The organism is Blattabacterium cuenoti (assembly GCF_014251695.1).
Classification (GTDB): domain Bacteria; phylum Bacteroidota; class Bacteroidia; order Flavobacteriales; family Blattabacteriaceae; genus Blattabacterium; species Blattabacterium cuenoti_T.
The window spans coordinates 336,258-355,926 of the sequence record NZ_CP059195.1 but is presented as its reverse complement, the minus strand read 5'-3'; the positions used below and the strand labels follow the sequence as shown (position 1 = coordinate 355,926).

At 29.8% G+C, this 19,669-nt stretch carries 8 protein-coding genes, 1 tRNA gene and 2 rRNA genes; 9 read left to right on the top strand and 2 right to left on the bottom strand.

The window, feature by feature from the left end; translation table 11 throughout:
* Positions 1-16 precede the first annotated feature (16 nt).
* The 3 genes from H0H62_RS01650 to rrf all read left to right on the top strand — a co-directional run bounded on the left by H0H62_RS01650 (position 17) and on the right by rrf (position 3,206).
* A tRNA-Ala gene (locus tag H0H62_RS01650) sits at positions 17-90 on the top strand.
* Positions 91-155: 65 nt separating this feature from the next.
* Positions 156-3,046 (top strand): 23S ribosomal RNA (locus tag H0H62_RS01645).
* 49 nt (positions 3,047-3,095) lie between these two features.
* Positions 3,096-3,206 (top strand): 5S ribosomal RNA (gene rrf / locus H0H62_RS01640).
* A gap of 6 nt (positions 3,207-3,212) precedes the next feature.
* Here rrf and H0H62_RS01635 read toward each other — a convergent pair.
* A complete protein-coding gene (locus H0H62_RS01635) occupies positions 3,213-4,925 on the bottom strand; it encodes a ribonucleoside-diphosphate reductase subunit alpha (protein WP_185860477.1) in 1,713 nt (570 codons plus the stop codon).
* 10 nt (positions 4,926-4,935) lie between these two features.
* Positions 4,936-6,759 carry a 30S ribosomal protein S1 gene (rpsA, locus tag H0H62_RS01630; RefSeq protein ID WP_185860476.1) on the bottom strand — a complete coding sequence of 608 codons (1,824 nt, stop codon included), beginning with the start codon at positions 6,757-6,759 and terminating at the stop codon, positions 4,936-4,938.
* 182 nt (positions 6,760-6,941) lie between these two features.
* Here rpsA and dnaE point away from each other — a divergent pair, with 182 nt between their 5' ends.
* The 6 genes from dnaE (at position 6,942) to carB (ending at position 19,661) form a co-directional block, all read left to right on the top strand.
* Positions 6,942-11,249: a DNA polymerase III subunit alpha gene (dnaE, locus tag H0H62_RS01625; RefSeq protein WP_185860475.1), complete on the top strand. Its 4,308-nt coding sequence runs from the start codon at positions 6,942-6,944 to the stop codon at positions 11,247-11,249.
* 178 nt (positions 11,250-11,427) lie between these two features.
* Complete coding sequence (locus H0H62_RS01620; RefSeq protein ID WP_185860474.1) at positions 11,428-13,191, top strand: argininosuccinate synthase domain-containing protein; 1,764 nt, start codon at positions 11,428-11,430, stop codon at positions 13,189-13,191.
* Complete coding sequence (argC, locus tag H0H62_RS01615; protein WP_185860473.1) at positions 13,191-14,171, top strand: N-acetyl-gamma-glutamyl-phosphate reductase; 981 nt, start codon at positions 13,191-13,193, stop codon at positions 14,169-14,171. The genes H0H62_RS01620 and argC overlap by 1 nt, the downstream gene beginning before the upstream one ends.
* Before the next feature lie 2 nt (positions 14,172-14,173).
* The gene (locus tag H0H62_RS01610) at positions 14,174-15,319 is read left to right on the top strand and encodes an aspartate aminotransferase family protein (RefSeq protein ID WP_185860472.1); all 1,146 of its coding nucleotides are present in this window, start codon (positions 14,174-14,176) and stop codon (positions 15,317-15,319) included.
* Positions 15,309-16,406, top strand: coding sequence for a glutamine-hydrolyzing carbamoyl-phosphate synthase small subunit (gene carA, locus H0H62_RS01605; protein WP_185861005.1), 1,098 nt, complete (start codon positions 15,309-15,311; stop codon positions 16,404-16,406). The genes H0H62_RS01610 and carA overlap by 11 nt, the downstream gene beginning before the upstream one ends.
* 27 nt (positions 16,407-16,433) lie before the next feature.
* The gene (gene carB, locus H0H62_RS01600; protein WP_185860471.1) at positions 16,434-19,661 is read left to right on the top strand and encodes a carbamoyl-phosphate synthase (glutamine-hydrolyzing) large subunit; all 3,228 of its coding nucleotides are present in this window, start codon (positions 16,434-16,436) and stop codon (positions 19,659-19,661) included.
* Positions 19,662-19,669 lie beyond the last annotated feature (8 nt).

Below are 19,669 nucleotides of genomic sequence, written 5' to 3'. Positions count from 1 at the left end.
ATTTTTGTTTTTGGGGGGGGGATTAGCTCAGCTGGCTAGAGCGCCTGCTTTGCACGCAGGAGGTCATCGGTTCGACTCCGATATTCTCCATTTTTTTCTTTACATTTTTTTTAGAAAGTTCTTTGACATACATAATATACAATAAATAAGAAAATAAAAAAGCTAATAAAGGGCGTATGGTGGATGCCTTGGCTCTGAGAGGCGAAGAAGGACGTGATAAGCTGCGATAAGCTGCGGGAATTGGCACATACAAATTGATCCGCAGATTTCCGAATGGGGAAACCTATCATAATAGAATTATGATATTACTTTATGTAATGCGAACCTAGAGAACTGAAACATCTAAGTATCTAGAGGAAAAGAAAACAATAGTGATTCTGTTAGTAGTGGCGAGCGAAAACGGAACAGCCCAAACCATTATGGTTTAGGCCATAATGGGGTTATAGGTCTACAACAAAAGATTATTTTTTTATAGCAGAATGATTTGGAAAAATCAATCATAGAAGGTGATAATCCTGTATGCGAAATGGAAAAATAACGTAAGTAGGAACCTGATTAGGACGGGACACGGGAAATCTTGTCTGAATTTACCGGGACCATCCGGTAAGGCTAAATACTACTCAGAGACCGATAGTGAACTAGTACCGTGAGGGAAAGGTGAAAAGTACTTCGAATAGAAGAGTGAAATAGATCCTGAAACCATACGCTTACAAACTGTCGGAGCTTTTTCGTGAAGTGACGACGTGCCTTTTGCATAATGAACCTACGAGTTAATTTTTCCGGCAAGGTTAAATAGTTTAGCTATGGAGCCGTAGCGAAAGCAAGTCTGAATAGGGCGAATATAGTCGGAAGAATTAGACGCGAAACCGAGTGATCTATCCATGAGCAGGTTGAAGCTGTGGTAACACATAGTGGAGGACCGAACCGGTGGACGTTGAAAAGTCTTCGGATGACTTGTGGATAGGGGTGAAAGGCCAATCAAACTCGGAGATAGCTCGTACTCCCCGAAATGCATTTAGGTGCAGCATCGTGTTAAATAATACAGAGGTAGAGCTACTGATTGGATGAAGGGGTTTCATCACCTACTAATTCCTGACAAACTCCGAATGCTGTTATTATGTTTCACGGTAGTGAGGGCATGGGTGCTAAGGTCCATGTCCAAGAGGGAAACAACCCAGACCATCAGTTAAGGCCCCTAAGTATATGTTAAGTTGAATAAACGAGGTTCAGTTGCAGAGACAGCTAGGATGTTAGCTTGGAAGCAGCTATTCATTTAAAGAGTGCGTAACAGCTCACTAGTCGAGTGACTGAGCATGGATAATAATCGGGCATAAATATATCGCCGAAACTATGGGATTGATTAATCAATCGGTAGGGGAGCATTGTAATAGCATAGAAGTTATATCGTAAGATATAGTGGAGCTTTTACAAAAGAAAATGTAGGTATAAGTAACGATAATGTGGGCGAGAAACCCACACACCGAAAAACTAAGGGTTCCTCAGCTATGTTAATCAGCTGAGGGTTAGTCGGTTCCTAAGATGAAATCGAAAGGTGTAATCGATGGGAAACCGGTTAATATTCCGGTACTTTCTTTTATTGCGATAGGGGGGACGGAGTTATGAAACTGTCGCGTACGGACGGATGTGTACGTTAAAGTAGTTAGGTATAAAATATATTGGAAAATCCGTATGTTTTGCTGATCTACAATAGTACCGCAAACCTTCGGGGGAGTGGATAGTACAGGTAAGAGCTTCCAAGAAAAGCCTCTAAGCTTCAGATAAAAGTAAACCGTACCAAAACCGACACAGGTAGTTGAGGAGAGAATCCTAAGGTGCTCGAGTGATTCACGGCTAAGGAACTAGGCAAAATAAACCTGTAACTTCGGGAGAAAGGTAGCCTTCCTTTAAAAAGAAGGCCGCAGCGAAGAGATCCAGGCGACTGTTTATCAAAAACATAGGACTCTGCTAAATTGAAAAATGATGTATAGGGTCTGACACCTGCCCAGTACTGGAAGGTTAAAGAAAAAGGTTAGCTTCGGCAAAGCTTTTGACTGAAGCCCCAGTAAACGGCGGCCGTAACTATAACGGTCCTAAGGTAGCGAAATTCCTTGTCGGGTAAGTTCCGACCTGCACGAATGGTGTAACGATCTGGAAACTGTCTCAGCCGTGAGCTCGGTGAAATTGTAATATCGGTGAAGATGCCGATTACTCGCAATGGGACGAAAAGACCCTGTGAACCTTTACTATAGCTTCGTATTGGTTTTGATTAAAAAATGTGTAGGATAGGTGGGAAACTTTGAAGCGTTATCGCTAGGTAATGTGGAGTTATCCTTGAAATACCACCCTTTTTTTAGTTGAAATCTAACTCAATCAAAAAAATCGAGGACATTGCGTGGTAGGTAGTTTGACTGGGGTGGTCGCCTCCAAAAAGGTAACGGAGGCTCCCAAAGGTACCCTCAACACGTTTGGTAATCGTGTGTAGAGTGTAATGGCATAAGGGTGCTTGACTGTGAGACTGACAAGTCAATCAGGTACGAAAGTAGGGCATAGTGATCCGGTGGTTCCGCATGGAAGGGCCATCGCTCAAAGGATAAAAGGTACTCCGGGGATAACAGGCTAGTCTCCCCCAAGAGCTCACATCGACGGGGAGGTTCGGCACCTCGATGTCGGCTCGTCACATCCTGGGGCTGAAGAAGGTCCCAAGGGTTGGGCTGTTCGCCCATTAAAGTGGCACGCGAGCTGGGTTCAGAACGTCGTGAGACAGTTCGGTCTCTATCTATTGCGAGCGTTAGAAGCTTGAGTGGACCTGATTCTAGTACGAGAGGACCGAATTGGACGAACCTCTGGTGTATCAGTTGTATCGCCAGGTGCATCGCTGAGTAGCTATGTTCGGAAGAGATAAGCACTGAAAGCATATAAGTGCGAAACTCACCACAAGATTAGGCTTCTTTTAAGGGTCGTTAAAGATGATAACGTTGATAGGCTATAAGTGTAAAGATAGTAATATCATAGCTGAGTAGTACTAATTACCCGTAAGCTTTTTCATTCCTTATGATAATGTATATTATGTTATGTCTTATTTTTTTTAGCATTTTATGGGTAGTTATAGCAATGTGGCACCACCTCTTTCCATTCCGAACAGAGAAGTGAAACACATTAGCGCTGATGGTACTAGTTTATTCTGGGAGAGTAAGTCGCTGCCCTTTTATATTTTATAATAAACTTTCCGAATACAAATCTCTATTTTTGGTATCTGCACGAAGAATACTTTCACTTCTATAATAATAAAGACTTTTTAATCCTATTTTCCAAGCTTCAAGATGGACTTTGTTTATATATTTTGCAGGAGTATTATGATGAAAAGAAAGATTTATACTTTGTCCTTGATCAATATATTTTTGTCGTATGCTGGCCTGTTTAATTAATTCTAATTGATTAATTTCTTTGAAACATCTAAAAACATTTTTTTGTCTTTCATTAAGAGCAGTCAATCCAAGACAAGATCCTTTTTCATTTGCTATTTGTTCCCAAACTTCTGGAAGATTATATCCATTTTTTATAAGTATTTTTTCTAAAAAAGGATTTTTACGAATATGCATTCCTTTTGAGTCGTCATCTACATATATATTTGCAGCTAAAGGTTCTACACCTTGAGAAAGACCCCCAGCTAATTTAGCAGAACTTCTATTAGGAGCCATTGCCATTAAAGTTAAATTTCTTCTTCCGGTTCCTATATTCCATTCAGATTCTCCATATTCTTTAGCTAAATATTCAGTAGCTTTTTGAGATTCTAATTTTATATATCTAAATATATTATGTGTTAACATTTCAGATTTAACAGATATAAAAGGAATCATATTAGATTGTAAATATGAATGCCATCCTAAAGTTCCTAAACCTAATGCTCTACTTTTTTCTGCGAAACGAACAGCATCCTCTATTCCTTGTATATGTCTTCCTTTATCAATAAATTCTTGCATAACTGCATCAAGAAATAAAATAGCATAAAAAACAGTATTTGTGTTTTTCCATTCTACATATCTATATAAATTCAAAGAAGAAAGACAACATACAAGAGTATGATTTTTATCTGTTGGCAACATAATTTCTGAACAAAGATTACTATGATGTATTTTTAGTCCGTGTTTTTTCCAATTTTCTGGAATATTTTTATTAGCATTTTCTTGAAAAAAAAGATATGGTTCTCCAGTTTGAACACGTTCTTTAAGAGTATTAATCCATAAATTTCGTTCTTTTCCATTTTTTTTTAAAATTTTATCCATAAAAGAATTAGAAATTATCACTCCTTGATGAACATTATGACATTGACGATTAATGTCTCCTTTAGGTTCTCTTATTTTTAAAAATTCTGGATATTCTTTATGCTCTATGTTTAAATAAATTGCGACAGCCCCTCTACGTGTTCTACCTTGTTTACTAGCTACTATAGCACTATCATATGATTTAATGAAAGGAATAATCCCATCAGAAGTTCCTAATGTTCCATTTTTAATGGAGCTCCCTACAGGTCTAACTAAACTAAAATCATAAGCTGTCCCTCCACCATGTTTACTAAGTATGGCCATTTCTAAATTTTTTCTATATATCTCGTACATACTATCCCCAATTCTACCAGAGAAACAACTAATGGGTAAACCTTTTTCCGTTCCAAGATTTACCATAACTGGAGTAGAAGGGATCAGCCATCCTCTCCAAAAAATATTAAAAAAATCTCCTTCTATTTTCGGTTTTTTTAAAATTCTTGCTGCATTTTTTGCCAATCTTTTATATGCCTCAAAAGGAGTCTCTCCATCCAACAAGTATCCCCCTTTAATTGTAGTTAAATATAACTCATTATTAGCCCAAACGGGAAAATCTTTTCCTACCTTCCATTTTTCTTTTTCTGCAATAGGGTGTGTTTCCATTATTTTAGAACTATTTATTTTTTTCTTTTTCTATTTGTTCTTTTAGTTTAGCTAACCCTTCTATATCACCAAGAGTGGATCTCTCAAATTTTCTATTTCTTACACGTTGTTCTTTTTTTTGATCCTTATCACGTTTATCACGATAAATAGACGTATGAGAGATTACTATTTTTTTAATTTCTTTATTAAATTCAATGACTTTAAAATTAGTTTTTTCTCCTTCTTTCAGAGTAGTTCCATCTTTTTTTTCTAAAAAACGTAATGGAGCAAAAGCTTCTATTTTTTGATCTTCTGTAAATTTTATAGAAGCTCCTTTATCAAATAGATTTGATATTATTCCATTATGAATACTTCCCACATAATAAATTTTTTCATATTTATCCCATGGATTTTCTGTTAGTTGTTTGTGTCCTAAATTTAATCTTCTTGCTAAAATATCTAAAGCAAGTATAATGATTTCCAATTTATCATTTATACTGCAAAATTCAGAAGGATGTTTAATTTTTTTAATCCATGAAAGATCATTAGTGTAAATAATTCCAGAGATTCCTTTTTCTAATTCTGTAAAAACTCCAAAATTTGTAAATTTTTTTACAATTCCAGTATGTTTTGATCCTATAGGATATTTTTCTTGTATATTAATCCAAGGATCTGAAGTTAATTGTTTTACGCTTAAAGACATTTTTCTTTCCTGACGATCTATGGTTAGTATAACAGCTTCCAACTCATCCCCTATTTGTACAAAATCTTGAGTAGAAGATAAATCAGTTGACCAAGACATCTCACTAATATGCAATAATGCTTCTACACCTGGAATAATTTCAATAAAGGCTCCATAGTCTGCTAATACACTGACTTTTCCTTTTACTTTACTTCCTACTTTTAAAGTTTCATCTAAAGAATTCCAAGGATGAGGATGCAATTGCTTTAATCCCAATTGTACACGATTTTTATCTTTATCCACACCTAATACAACAAATTTTAATTCTTGTTCTAATTGAACTATTTCTGTAGGATGGTTAATATGGGGCCAACTCATATCAGTAATATGAAGTAAAGCATCTACTCCCCCTAAATCAACAAAGGCCCCATAAGGAAGAATATTTTTTATTTTTCCTTCTAATACTTGACCTTTATCTAATTTTGATATCATTTCTTTTCTCTGTTCTTCAATATCTCTTTCTATTAATACTTTATGAGAAACAACAACATTTTTAGTTTTTTGATTTATCTTAACTACTTTCACTTCCATAGTTTTTCCCACATAAGTATCATAATCTCGTACAGGTTTCACATTGATATGTGATCCAGGTAAAAAACATTCTATCTCAAATATTTCAATAATTAATCCTCCTTTTGTTCTAGCTGCAACATAACCTAATATTACCTCTGATTTTTCATATGCTTCATTAATACGTTGCCAATTTCTTAACATTTTGGCTTTTTGATACGAAAGAATGCATTCTCCTCTATAATCTATTTTAACAACCATCACTTCTATTTTATTTCCAATTTGAATAATGTCAAAATTATCTCTAAATTCACTAATAGGAATGGCTCCTTCTGCTTTGAATCCAATATCTACAAGAATAGTTTTATCTGAAATATGTGTTATAATTCCTTCATATATTTCTAATTCTTGAATTTTTGGTAAAGTTTTTGTATATATTTCTTCAAATTTTCTTCTTTCTTCTTGTCCATCATCATTTAAATGAGTTTCGTATTTTGTCCAATCGAAACTTGTTTTTATATTTCCCTGATCATTCAGTTTTTCATTTTTTATTTCATATGAAGGGGATGACTTTTTTTTTATTTCTTCGGTTTGATTAGACATAATTTTTATTATTTTTTTTTACTATTTTATTCCTTTTCTATCCATAAAAACGTATACATGGACAGAGAAACTAGAATATAGTAGTTTTAGTGTTCTCGTTTATTTTTTTTATTCTTTCAAAAAATAACAGATAATACAAAACTAATAATTTTTCAGTAACTTTTTCTACTAATTAAAATAAAATGTACCTCATTGTTGATACCGAAACAACAGGATTACCTATCTCCTATAATTTTCCAATTACTCATGTAGATAATTGGCCAAGAATAGTACAAATTTCATGGCAAAGTCATGATGTTATAGGTGATTTAATAGACTTCAAAAGTTTTATTATAAAGCCGGATCATTATGATATTCCTTTCAATGCTTTTAAAATTCATGGAATCACTAATGAAAAAGCAGAAAAAGATGGAGTGGATTTAAGTTTTGTTCTTCATGAATTTCAAAAACATTTTGAAAAATCTCAATGTTTAATTGGACACAATTTAGAATTTGACATAAAAGTTATTGAATGTGAATTTTACAGAAAAAAAATAGAAATCTCTTTTAAAAAAAAAAATATAATAGATACTAAGGTTCTTTCTACTTCTTATTGCAAATTATCAGGAAGTGGAAAAAAATTGAAATGGCCTACATTATCTGAATTATATCAAAAACTTTTTGGAGAAAAAGTTCCAAACTTGCATAATGCAGAAAATGATGTTAAAGCTACAGCACGTTCTTTTTTGGAATTGTTACGTATCGGAATAATATCACATCAAGATATAGGGGTAGAAAAGGATACTTTATTAAAGTTTAGGAGGAAACATACTACAAAAATTTCTACTTCTGTAGTTTTCTTTAAGGAAGATCATTCTTTTTTAGAAAGAGAAAAAGGAGAAAAAAAAGAAAAAATTTTTTTCAATAATAATGACGCATTAAAGGATAAATTGAAAAAAAAAAAATATTCTCATATTCATAATCACTCCTATTTTTCTATTCTTTATTCAACTATAGATATTAAATCTTTAATAGAAAGAGCTATATATTTAAATATGCCAGCTGTTGGTTTAACAGATTATGGAAATATGATGGGGTCTTTTCATTTCTTAAATGCTATTCATTCCATGAATAAAAAACATTTTCCAGAAAAATCGATTAAAGGGATCGTAGGTTGTGAAATGTTTATTTCAGAAAACTATTTACAAAAAAAATTTACTAAAGAAGAACCGGACAAACGATATCAACAAGTTTTTTTATCTAAAAATAAAAAAGGTTATTATAATTTAGCAAAACTTTCTTCATTAGGTTTTACAGAAGGTTTTTATGCGGGAATTCCTAGAATTGGAAAAAAGTTAATAGAAAAATATAAGGAAAATTTAATTGCTCTTACTGGAGATTTAAACGCAGAAATTCCGCATACTATACTGAATTATGGTGAAAGAAAAGCAGAAAGAGTTTTCTTATGGTGGAAGGATCTTTTTGGAGATGATTTTTACATTGAATTATTACGTCATGGTTTAGAAGCAGAAGATTATGTAAATGATATGTTATTGAAATTTTCAAAAAAATATCATGTTAAATATATTATACAAAATAATACTTTCTATTTAGATAAAAAAGAAGCAAATGCTCATGATATTTTACTTTGTGTAAAAAACGGAGAAAAACAATTAACACCTATAGGAAAAGGACGAGGTTATAGATTTGGTTTTCCAAATCATGAGTTTTATTTCAAGAGTACAGAAGAAATGAAAAAAATATTTTTTGATCTTCCAGAATCTTTTGATTTTTTAGAGGAATTAATTAATAAAATTGAATCTTATCATCTTTCGAACAAAATATTACTTCCAAAATTTCAGATTCCAAAATCTTTTGAAAATCCTATAGATAAGATAGATGGAGGAAATAGGGGAGAGAATCATTTTTTAAAAAAAATCACTTTTGATGGAGCAAAAAAACGTTATAAAAATATAACTAAAAAAATTCAAAAAAGAATTCTTTTTGAATTAAAAACAATAGAAAAAATTGGCTATCCTGGTTATTTTCTCATTGTTCATAATTTTATTTCTCAAGCTAGAAAAATGAATATTTCAGTGGGACCTGGAAGAGGGTCAGTAGCTGGTTCTATTGTCGCTTATTGTGTAGAAATTACCAATATAGATCCAATGAAATATAATCTTCTTTTCGAACGATTTTTAAATCCGGATAGAATCTCTTTACCAGATATTGATATTGATTTTGATGATAAAGGACGTGAAAAAATTATTGAGTGGGTTGTTCAAAAATATGGGAAACATCAAGTCGCACAAATTATAACATATGCGACTATGGGAGCTAAATCATCAATAAGAGATACTGGCCGTGTATTAAATTTATCTTTGAAAGAAACAGACCGTATGGCAAAAATGGTTCCTAATATGCTTTCTTTAAAAACAATTTTATCTAAAAAAAATGCCACAGAAAAGATCATAAATAAAGAAGAAATGAATAACATCCAAAAATTGAAAGAGATAGCGAAAAATAAAGAAACATTAGAAGGAAAAGTTCTACAACAAGCCAAAATTTTAGAAGGAACTATAAGAAGTACTGGGGTACACGCTTGTGGTATTATAATCAGTCCATATAATATTCAAGAATATATTCCAGTTTCTGTGTCAAAAGAATCAGATTTGTTGCTTACGCAATTTGATAATCATGTGGTAGAACATGCTGGATTATTAAAAATGGATTTTTTGGGATTAAAAACTCTTACTATTATTAAAGAAGTTATGAATCTTATCAAAGAAAGAGGTGAAAATATTAATTTTACAGAGGATTTTTTTTCTTTAAAAGATGAAAAAACTTATCATCTTTTTCAAAAAGGAGAAACTGTAGCAGTTTTTCAATATGAATCTCCAGGGATGCAAAAATATTTACGTCTACTAAAACCTGATAAATTTAATGATTTAATTGCAATGACAGCATTATATAGACCAGGGCCTTTACAATACATTCCTAATTTTATATCTAGAAAACATGGAAAAGAAGCTATAACCTATGATTTACCAGAAATGGAGGAATTTTTAAAAGAAACTTATGGAATTACAATATACCAAGAACAAGTCATGTTAATAGCACAAAGAATAGCTGATTTTAGTAAAGGAGAAGCAGATATTCTTAGAATAGCTATGGGAAAAAAACAAAAAGAAAAACTCAATAAAATGAGAAATTTATTTCTCAATAAAGCTATGAAAAAAGGTTATTCTAAAAACATATTAGAAAAAATATGGAAAGATTGGGAATATTTTTCTTGTTATGCTTTTAATAAATCTCATGCTACATGTTATGCCTATATTGCCTTTCAAACTGCTTATTTAAAAGCACATTTTCCATGTGAATATATGGCTTCTGTATTAAGTAATAATATGGATAATATTAAACAGCTTACTTTTTTCATAGAGGAATGTAAAAAAATGAATATATCTGTAATAAGTCCAGATATAAATGAAAGTCATTCTTTTTTTAAAGTGACTGATTGGAATTGTATTAGATTTGGTCTCGCGGGAATAAAAGGAGTTGGAAAAAATGCTGTAAAAATTCTTCTTCAAGAAAGAAAAAAGAACGGATTCTATACCTCTATTTTGAATCTTGTTAAAAGAATAGACTTACGTGTGGTGAATAAAAAAACTTTAGAGAGTTTAATTTTATCCGGATCTTTAGATCGTTTTCATATTGATAGAGAACAATATTTTTATATTGGATCTGACGATAAGTTAAGTACTTTAGAAAAAATTATTAGATTTGGATCTAAGTTACAAAAACAAAAAATAAAAAATAAAGTAAAAGTAGACGAACCTATTGTTATGAAATGTGATTTATGGAGTAATATATATAAATTATCCAAAGAAAAAGAAGTGTTAGGTGTTTATGCTTCTGCACACCCTTTAGATGATTTTTATTATGAAATGAAATATTTCACAAATATTTCATTAGAACAATTAAATGAAAAGAAATCTCTACTTATAGGAAAAAAAATGTATATATGTGGGATTTTATCAAAAATAGAAAAAAAAACATATATAAAAAATGGAATTAAATATGGTATTTTTTTATTAGAAGATTATAATTCTTCTAAAGAATTTAGAATTTATGGCCAACAATATTTAAAATATGAATCTCTTTTAATTCACAATAATCCGTTGTATTTATGTTTTTCTATTGAACAATCAAAATATAAAAAATATAAAATCAATATTTTATATATAGAAAATTTACAAAACGTTTTAAAAAAATTAGTTCAGAAATTGACAATAAAAATCAATATAAACAGTTTAAATAATGTATTTATTAATGATATAGAAAAACTTTTTTCTCAACAAATGGGAAATAAAAAATTGAATATAATTCTTTATGATAAAGAAAATCAAGTTTTTTTAGATTTTGAATCTACAAAATATGAAATTAATGTTAATCCAATTTTTTTAAAAAAATTAGAAAAAATAAAAGGATTAGATTTTTGTTTCAATTAAAAAAAAAATTAAAACTTATCAAGTATAAAGATTAAAATGAATTGAAAAGACTTTATGAAAGTTGTATTTTTTCACAGAAAAGTAAAATATATGAAGGATTATTTATGCTACTACCAATCGGTACAATGTATTTATTTTTTTTCTTAGTTGTTATCTTAGTGGGGTCTTACAAAGAAAGATGAAAATAAAAGTTAGAGTATCTCATGAAGAGGATACGAAATATGTTTTCTTAATTTGCCAAAAAATTAAGGAATCAGCAAAAATTAGGGGGACTGGAATCGCAAAAAAAGATCCAGAGTATATTAAATTAAAAATGATTCATGGAAATGCGGTGATTGCTTTTTGTGATGAAAAATTAGCGGGATTTAGCTACCTTGAAACTTTTCAGAATGAAGAGTTTGTCGTAAATTCCGGTTTAATTGTTTTTCCTGAATTTCGAAAACAAGGATTGGCTAAAATTATTAAAATTGAAATTTTTAAACTTTCCAAAAAAAAATTTCCAAATTCTAAAATTTTTAGTATTACTACAAGTAATCCAGTTATTAAAATAAATACAGAATTGGGTTTTAAACCTGTATCGTTTAGTGAATTGACTCATTCAGAAGAGTTTTGGAAAGGATGCAAAAGTTGTGCAAACTTTGATATATTAACCAAAAATCAAAGAAAAATGTGTTTATGTACAGGCCTTTTATACAATCCAAATAATAAAAATCATAAATATAAACAAAATATAAATTATTTATCTACTGGAGATAGAATAGTTTTAGCTTATAGTGGCGGGTTAGATACCTCTTATTGTTTGAAATATTTAATACAGGAAAAATATGAAGTTCATACAGTTATTATTAATACAGGAGGGTTTAATAAAGATGAATTATATAAAATAGAAAAAAGAGCTTTAAGTATTGGATCTAAATCGCACAAAACTATTGATGCTATAGAAGAATACTATCAAAATTGTATAAAGTATCTTATATTCGGAAACATTCTTAAAAATAATACTTATCCACTTTCAGTAAGTTCTGAAAGAATTTTTCAGGCTATTAAAATAGCACAATATGCGACTTTTATTCAAGCAAAAGCAATTGCTCATGGAAGTACAGGAGCAGGGAACGATCAAATTAGATTTGATATAGCCTTTCAAATTATTTGTCCAGAAAAAATAACTTTATCTCCTATAAGAGATATGAAAGTTTCTAGAAAAGAAGAAATTGAATATTTAAAAAATAAAGGGGTCTCTATTTGTTGGGATCAAGCTAAATATTCTATCAATAAAGGAATTTGGGGGACTAGTATAGGAGGAAAGGAAACTCTTACTTCTTCTCACGATTTTCCGGAAGAAGCTTATCCAACAAAATTAAGGAAAAAAAAAAGTGAGAACTTAAAATTAGAATTTGAAAAGGGGGAATTAGTTAGTGTAAATAAAGAAAAAGGAAAAGCGATAAAAAACATAATAAAAATTGAAAATATAGCTTCAAAATTTGCTATAGGAAGAGGAATTCATATAGGAGATACTATTTTGGGTATTAAAGGAAGAGTAGCGTTTGAAGCTTCCGCTGCAATTATTATTATAAAAGCTCATCATTTATTGGAAAAACATATCCTTACGAAATGGCAACTTTATTGGAAAGAACAACTATCCAATTGGTATGGCATGTTACTTCATGAAGCTCAATATTTAGATCCTGTTATGCGTGATATAGAAAAATTTTTAAAAAGCACACAAGAAAGATTAACAGGGACTGTAGATATTATTCTTTATCCTTATAGATTTCACTTAGTAGGAATAGAATCTAAATTTGATTTAATGACATTTTCTAATTCTAATATAGCTAAATATGGAGAAATGAATTATGCTTGGACGGCAGAAGATGTTAAGGGTTTTACAAAAATTTTGAGCAATCAAATGAAAATATATCACAATTTAAATAAAAAAGAATAATGATTGAAATAGGCATTATAGGAGGAGCTGGATACACTGCTGGAGAATTGATTAGATTGATGATTAATCATCCAAAAATTAGTATTAAAAATATAGTTAGTAAAAGTCATACAGGAGAATTGATTCATTTAGTCCATCAAGATTTATTAGGAGAAATAGAAATGAAAAATATAAAGTTTACCCGTGATTTAAGTAAAAAAATAGATATTGTATTTCTTTGTTCTGGACATGGACAATCTAGAAAAGAATTGAGTCATATATCAGAAAATATAAAAGTAATTGATTTGAGTCAAGATTTCAGAATGAAGATTCAATCTATTTTTAACAATAGAAATTTTGTCTATGGATTACCAGAATTACAAAAAAAAACAATAAATAAATCTAATAACATAGCCAATCCTGGATGTTTTGCTACAGCTATTCTTTTAGCTATTTTACCGTTAGCTAAAAATAAATTATTGAAAAAAGATATTCATATTAGTGCTATAACAGGTTCTACAGGATCTGGAAGAAAACTGAATGATACTAATCATTTTAGTTGGAGAAATAATAATGTTTCTGCTTATAAAATTTTTCAACATAAGCATTTGCAGGAAATTGAACAAACTATTCATCAAGTACAAAACGATTTTTATTCTAAAATTTATTTTGTACCTTACAGAGGTAATTTTACTAGAGGAATTATAACTACTTTATATACTCATTCTGTTCTTTCTTTGGAAAAAAATCAAAAAATATATGAAGAATATTATAAAAATCATCCATTTGTAAAAATTTCTGATATTAATATTGATATTAAACAAGTGATCAATACCAATAAATGTATTTTACATCTTATGAAAGATAAAAATCAACTGATTGTTATAAGCATCATAGATAATCTCATAAAAGGAGCTTCTGGTCAAGCCATACAAAATATGAATATTATGTTTGATTTAGATGAAACTTGTGGTTTAAAATTAAAATCCGTTCGTTTCTAAAAATGAAATTATTTGACGTTTATCCTATTCTAGATATAGAATTGAGTAAAAGTAAAGGATCTTATATTTTTGATGTACAAGGAAATATGTATTTAGATTTTTATGGAGGACATGCTGTAATTTCCATTGGACACTCGCATCCATATTATGTGAAAGCTTTAATAGAACAAATTCATAAAATCACCTATTATTCTAATAGCGTTTATATTTCTCAAAAAAAAAAATTAGCTGATCTGCTTGGAAATATTTCAGGATATAAAGATTATTCATTATTTATATGTAATTCTGGTACAGAATCCAATGAAAATGCATTGAAAATAGCTTCTTTTCATACAGGTAAAAAAAAAGTTATTGCTTTTAAAGGTTCTTTTCATGGAAGAACAAGTGGAAGTTTATCGGTAACGGATAACTACAAATTGATATCCCCTTTTAATACTCAACATGAAACCATATTCGTAAATTATAAAGATTTTTATTCTTTAGAAAAAGAATTAAAAAATAAAGATATTTGTGCTGTTATTACGGAAGGAATACAAGGTCTATCTGGAATTAGAGATCCCGGTTTAGATTTTTTTCATAAAATCGCAAGTTTTTGCAAAAAATACAATATAATATTGATTATAGATGAGGTACAAAGTGGATATGGAAGAACAGGATCTTTTTTTTCACACCAATTGTATTCTATAAAACCGGACTTAATTACTGTCGCTAAAGGTATGGGGAACGGGGTTCCTATAGGAGGAGTGCTCATACATCCTAAATTTAAACCATATTATGGAATGTTAGGAACAACTTTCGGAGGGAATCATTTGTCTTGTACAGCTGGGATTGCTGTATTAGAAATTATTCAAAAAGAAAGTTTAATTGAAAATGCAAAAAAAATGGGAAAAATCTTGTTACAAGAATTGCGTACCATTCCTGAAATTAAAGAAATTAGGGGAAGAGGATTGATGATAGGGTTAGAATTTTATTTTCCCATTCAGGATTTGAAAAATATTTTGATTTACAAAGAAAAAGTATTTGTTGGAACATCTAATGATCCATATGTTTTACGATTGCTCCCTCCATTAAATGTTAATGAACATCATATAAAATTATTCCTAAAAAAGTTAAAGAATGCCTTATATAGATCAAAAAATGGAAAATAATAAAATAATAAAAAAAGCGATACTTGTATTGGAAGATGGGACTCGGTATGAAGGGTATCATTTTGGAGCACCAAAATCCTCTTCTGGAGAAGTTGTATTTAATACGGCAATGACCGGTTATATCGAAAGTATAACAGACCCCTCTTACAAAGGTCAAATATTGACTTATACTTATCCTATAATAGGAACTTATGGAGTTCCATCTTCTACTTTTAGTGAAGAATCTATTTATGAATTTTATGAATCTGATAAAATTCAAGTATCCGGACTTATTATTTCTTATTATTCTAATCGTCCGTATCATTGGAATATGAATCAATCCCTATCAAATTGGTTATATGAAAATGGAATTCCTGGATTATATGGTGTAGATACTAGATTTATTGCAAAAAAACTGAGAAAAGGAGGAGGATCTTTGTTAGGTAAAATTTTAATGGAAAATGAAGACCTTCCTTTTTATGATCCGAATCAGGATAATTTGTCTGAAAAAGTATCTATACACGAAAAAATTTTATATGGAAATGGAAAATATAAAATATTACTTGTCGATTTTGGGTTAAAGAATAATATATTACGTTGTCTCTTACGAAGAGATTGTTCTATTATCAGAGTTCCATGGGATTATGATTTTACAAAAGAAGAATATGATGGATTGGTTCTTTCTAATGGACCTGGAAATCCTAAAGTTTATAAAAAACCGATCGATTATCTTCGTATAGCTATGAAAAAAAAACAACCTATATTTGGTATATGTTTGGGAAATCAACTTTTAGGGATAGCGGCAGGAGGAGATACTTATAAACTGAAATATGCACATAGAAGTCATAATCAACCAGTTTTATCATTAAAAACAGGAAAAAGTTTTATCACATCACAAAACCATGGATATGTTTTGGATGCAAAAAATATTTCTAAAAAATGGAAAATTTTTTTTAAAAATTTAAATGATAATACTTGCGAAGGGATCATTCATAATGATAAACCTTTTTTTTCAGTACAATTTCATCCAGAAGCTTCAAGTGGGCCTAAAGACACCGAATTTTTATTCGATTTTTTTATAGATTCAATTAACCAAATAAATAATTAATTAAAGAATCTTTCCAAACTATCTAGTATGAAAATAGATAAAGTACTCATCCTGGGATCAGGTGCATTAAAAATAGGAGAAGCTGGTGAATTTGATTATTCTGGAACACAAGCATTAAAAGCCCTTAAAGAGGAAGGAATTTATACTATATTGATTAACCCAAATATTGCCACAGTTCAAACTTCGAAAGAAGTTGCTGATAAAGTTTATTTTCTTCCTTTGACTTTATTTTTTATTAAACGTGTTATAGATAAGGAAAAACCAAAAGGAATTTTATTATCTTTTGGTGGACAGACTGCATTGAATTGTGGAATTCAACTTTTTAAAGAAGGGATTATAGAACAATATAAAATTCAAGTTTTAGGAACTTCTGTTGAATCTATTATTCACAGTGAAGATAGAAACTTATTTAGGAATAGGTTAACTCATATTAACATAAAAACGGCAAAAAGTTTTGTTGTTCATTCTATGGATGATGCAATTTCCTATTCTTTAGAAATAGGATTTCCTATTATTATTAGATCAGCTTATACCCTTGGAGGTTTAGGAAGTGGTTTGGCTAAAAATGTTAATGATTTAAAAAAGATAGTAAGTAAAGCTTTTTCTTATTCTTCTCAAATTATTGTAGAAGAATATTTAGAAGGGTGGAAAGAAATTGAATATGAAATAGTTAGAGATCAATATGATAATTGCATTTCTGTATGTAATATGGAAAATTTTGATCCTATAGGAATTCACACAGGAGAAAGTATTGTTGTGGCACCGTCACAAACTTTAACAAATTCTGAATATTATAGTTTAAGAGAATTGGCGATACATATCGCTAAAGATTTTCATATAGTAGGAGAATGTAACGTTCAGTTTGCGTTAGATCCTAGTTCAGAAGATTATCGTGTTATTGAAGTCAATGCACGTCTTTCTCGTTCAAGTGCTCTTGCTTCTAAAGCAACAGGTTATCCATTAGCTTTTGTTGCCGCTAAGTTATCTTTAGGATATGGATTACATGAATTAAAAAATTCTGTGACAAAAAATACTTCTGCTTTTTTTGAACCTGCATTAGATTATGTAGTATGTAAAATTCCTAGATGGGATTTAAAGAAATTTTATGGTGTTTCTAATAGGATTGGAAGTAGTATGAAAAGTGTAGGAGAAGTTATGGCAATTGGAGGTTCTTTTGAAGAATCTTTACAAAAAGGAATTCGTATGTTAGATATAGGGATGCAAGGATTCATTAATATTATAAATAAAAAAAAATTTAAATCTATTCGATTTCTGAAAGAAAATCTCAAAAAACCTACAGATCAAAGAATTTTCTTTTTAGAAGAGGCTTTAGAAAAAGGGATTTCTATAAATGAAATACATTCTTTGACAAAGATAGACCCATGGTTTTTATATCAACTTGATAATATTTTTCAAACAAAAAAAAAGATAGATCTTTTTGATAATTTAATAGATCTTCCGGAAGAATTATTACGAAAAGCCAAAAAAGAAGGTTTTTCTGATATACAAATAGCTAGTATTTTTTTTAAAAAAAATAAAAATTACAATATTTCTAATTTAGAAAAAAAAATAAGAGAACATAGAAAAGTAAAAAACATAGTTCCATATGTAAGACAAATTGATACTTTAGCATCTGAATATCCGGCACGTACAAATTATTTGTATTTAACATATCACGCGATTCAACATGATATTATTTATGAGAAAGATGGAAAATCTGTCATTACATTAGGATCTGGTGTTTATAGAATTGGAAGTAGTGTAGAATTCGATTGGTGTTGTGTCAATGCATTAAATACCATTCATAAGGAATCTTATAGATCTATAATGATAAATTATAATCCAGAAACTGTCAGCACTGATTTTGATGTATGTGATAGATTATATTTTGAAGAGCTTACTTTAGAACGCGTATTAGATATTATTGAATTAGAAAAACCTAAAGGGACAATTGTATCTATGGGAGGACAAATTCCTAATAATTTAGTTTTAAAACTTTATGAAAAAAAGGTAAAAATTTTAGGGACCTCTCCTATTTCCATAGACAAAGTGGAGAATAGATATAAATTTTCTAATACTATGGATTATTTAAAAATTAGACAACCTAAATGGAAAGAATTATCCGATTTTTATGCTATTTTTCAATTTATAAAAGAAGTAGATTTTCCGATATTGGTTAGACCTTCTTACGTACTTTCTGGAGCGGATATGAATGTTATTTCTAATCAAGAGGAACTGCAGCATTATCTTCGTGAAAAAGTATCTATATCTTCTGAATATCCATTAATTATTACAGAATTTATTATAAATGCTAAAGAAATTGAATTAGATGCTGTTTCCCAAAATGGAGAAATTTTGTATTATGCTATATCAGAACACGTAGAATTTGCAGGTGTACATTCAGGAGATGCAACATTGGTATATCCTCCACATAATCTATATTTATCTACATTAAAAGAAATTATTCGCATATCTGAAAAAATATCCAAATATTTTAACATATCTGGTCCTTTTAATATACAATTTTTATCCAAAAATAATGAAGTAAAAGTAATTGAATGCAATTTAAGAGCTTCCAGAAGCTTTCCTTTTGTATCAAAAGTATCTCGTTTTAATATGATTGAATTAGCCACTCAAGTTATTCTTGGAAAAAAGAAAAAGAAAATAGAACCTAATTTCTTTATTACAAATTTCTTAGGAATAAAAGCTTCTCAATTTTCTTTTTCCCGTTTGCAAGATGCAGATCCTGTTTTGGGAGTAGATATGGCATCCACAGGAGAAGTGGGATGTTTAGGAAATTCTTTTGATGAAGCTCTTTTAAAATCTATGCTTTCTGTAGGTTATACTATTCCAAAAAAAAATATATTGATATCTGGAGGTCCCATTGAATCTAAATTAGATCTTTTAGAAGTTATAAAACTTTTGCATAAAAAAGGATATATATTGTTTGCTACAGAAGGAACCAATAGTTTTTTCTCCCATAATGGAATTCCTTCAATAAAAGTTTATTGGCCTAATGTCAAAAAATATTCAAATGTTCTTGAGTTAATAAAAAATAGAAAATTGGATCTTATTATTAATATTCCAAAGAATCTCAGTAAATCAGAGTTGAACAATGATTATCTTATTCGACGTTATGCCGTAGATTTTAATATTCCTCTACTCACTAATGCACGTTTAGCAAAAGCTTTTATACAAGCATTTTGTAATTTATCTATGGATCAATTATTTATAAAAGCTTGGAATGAATATTGAATGTAAAT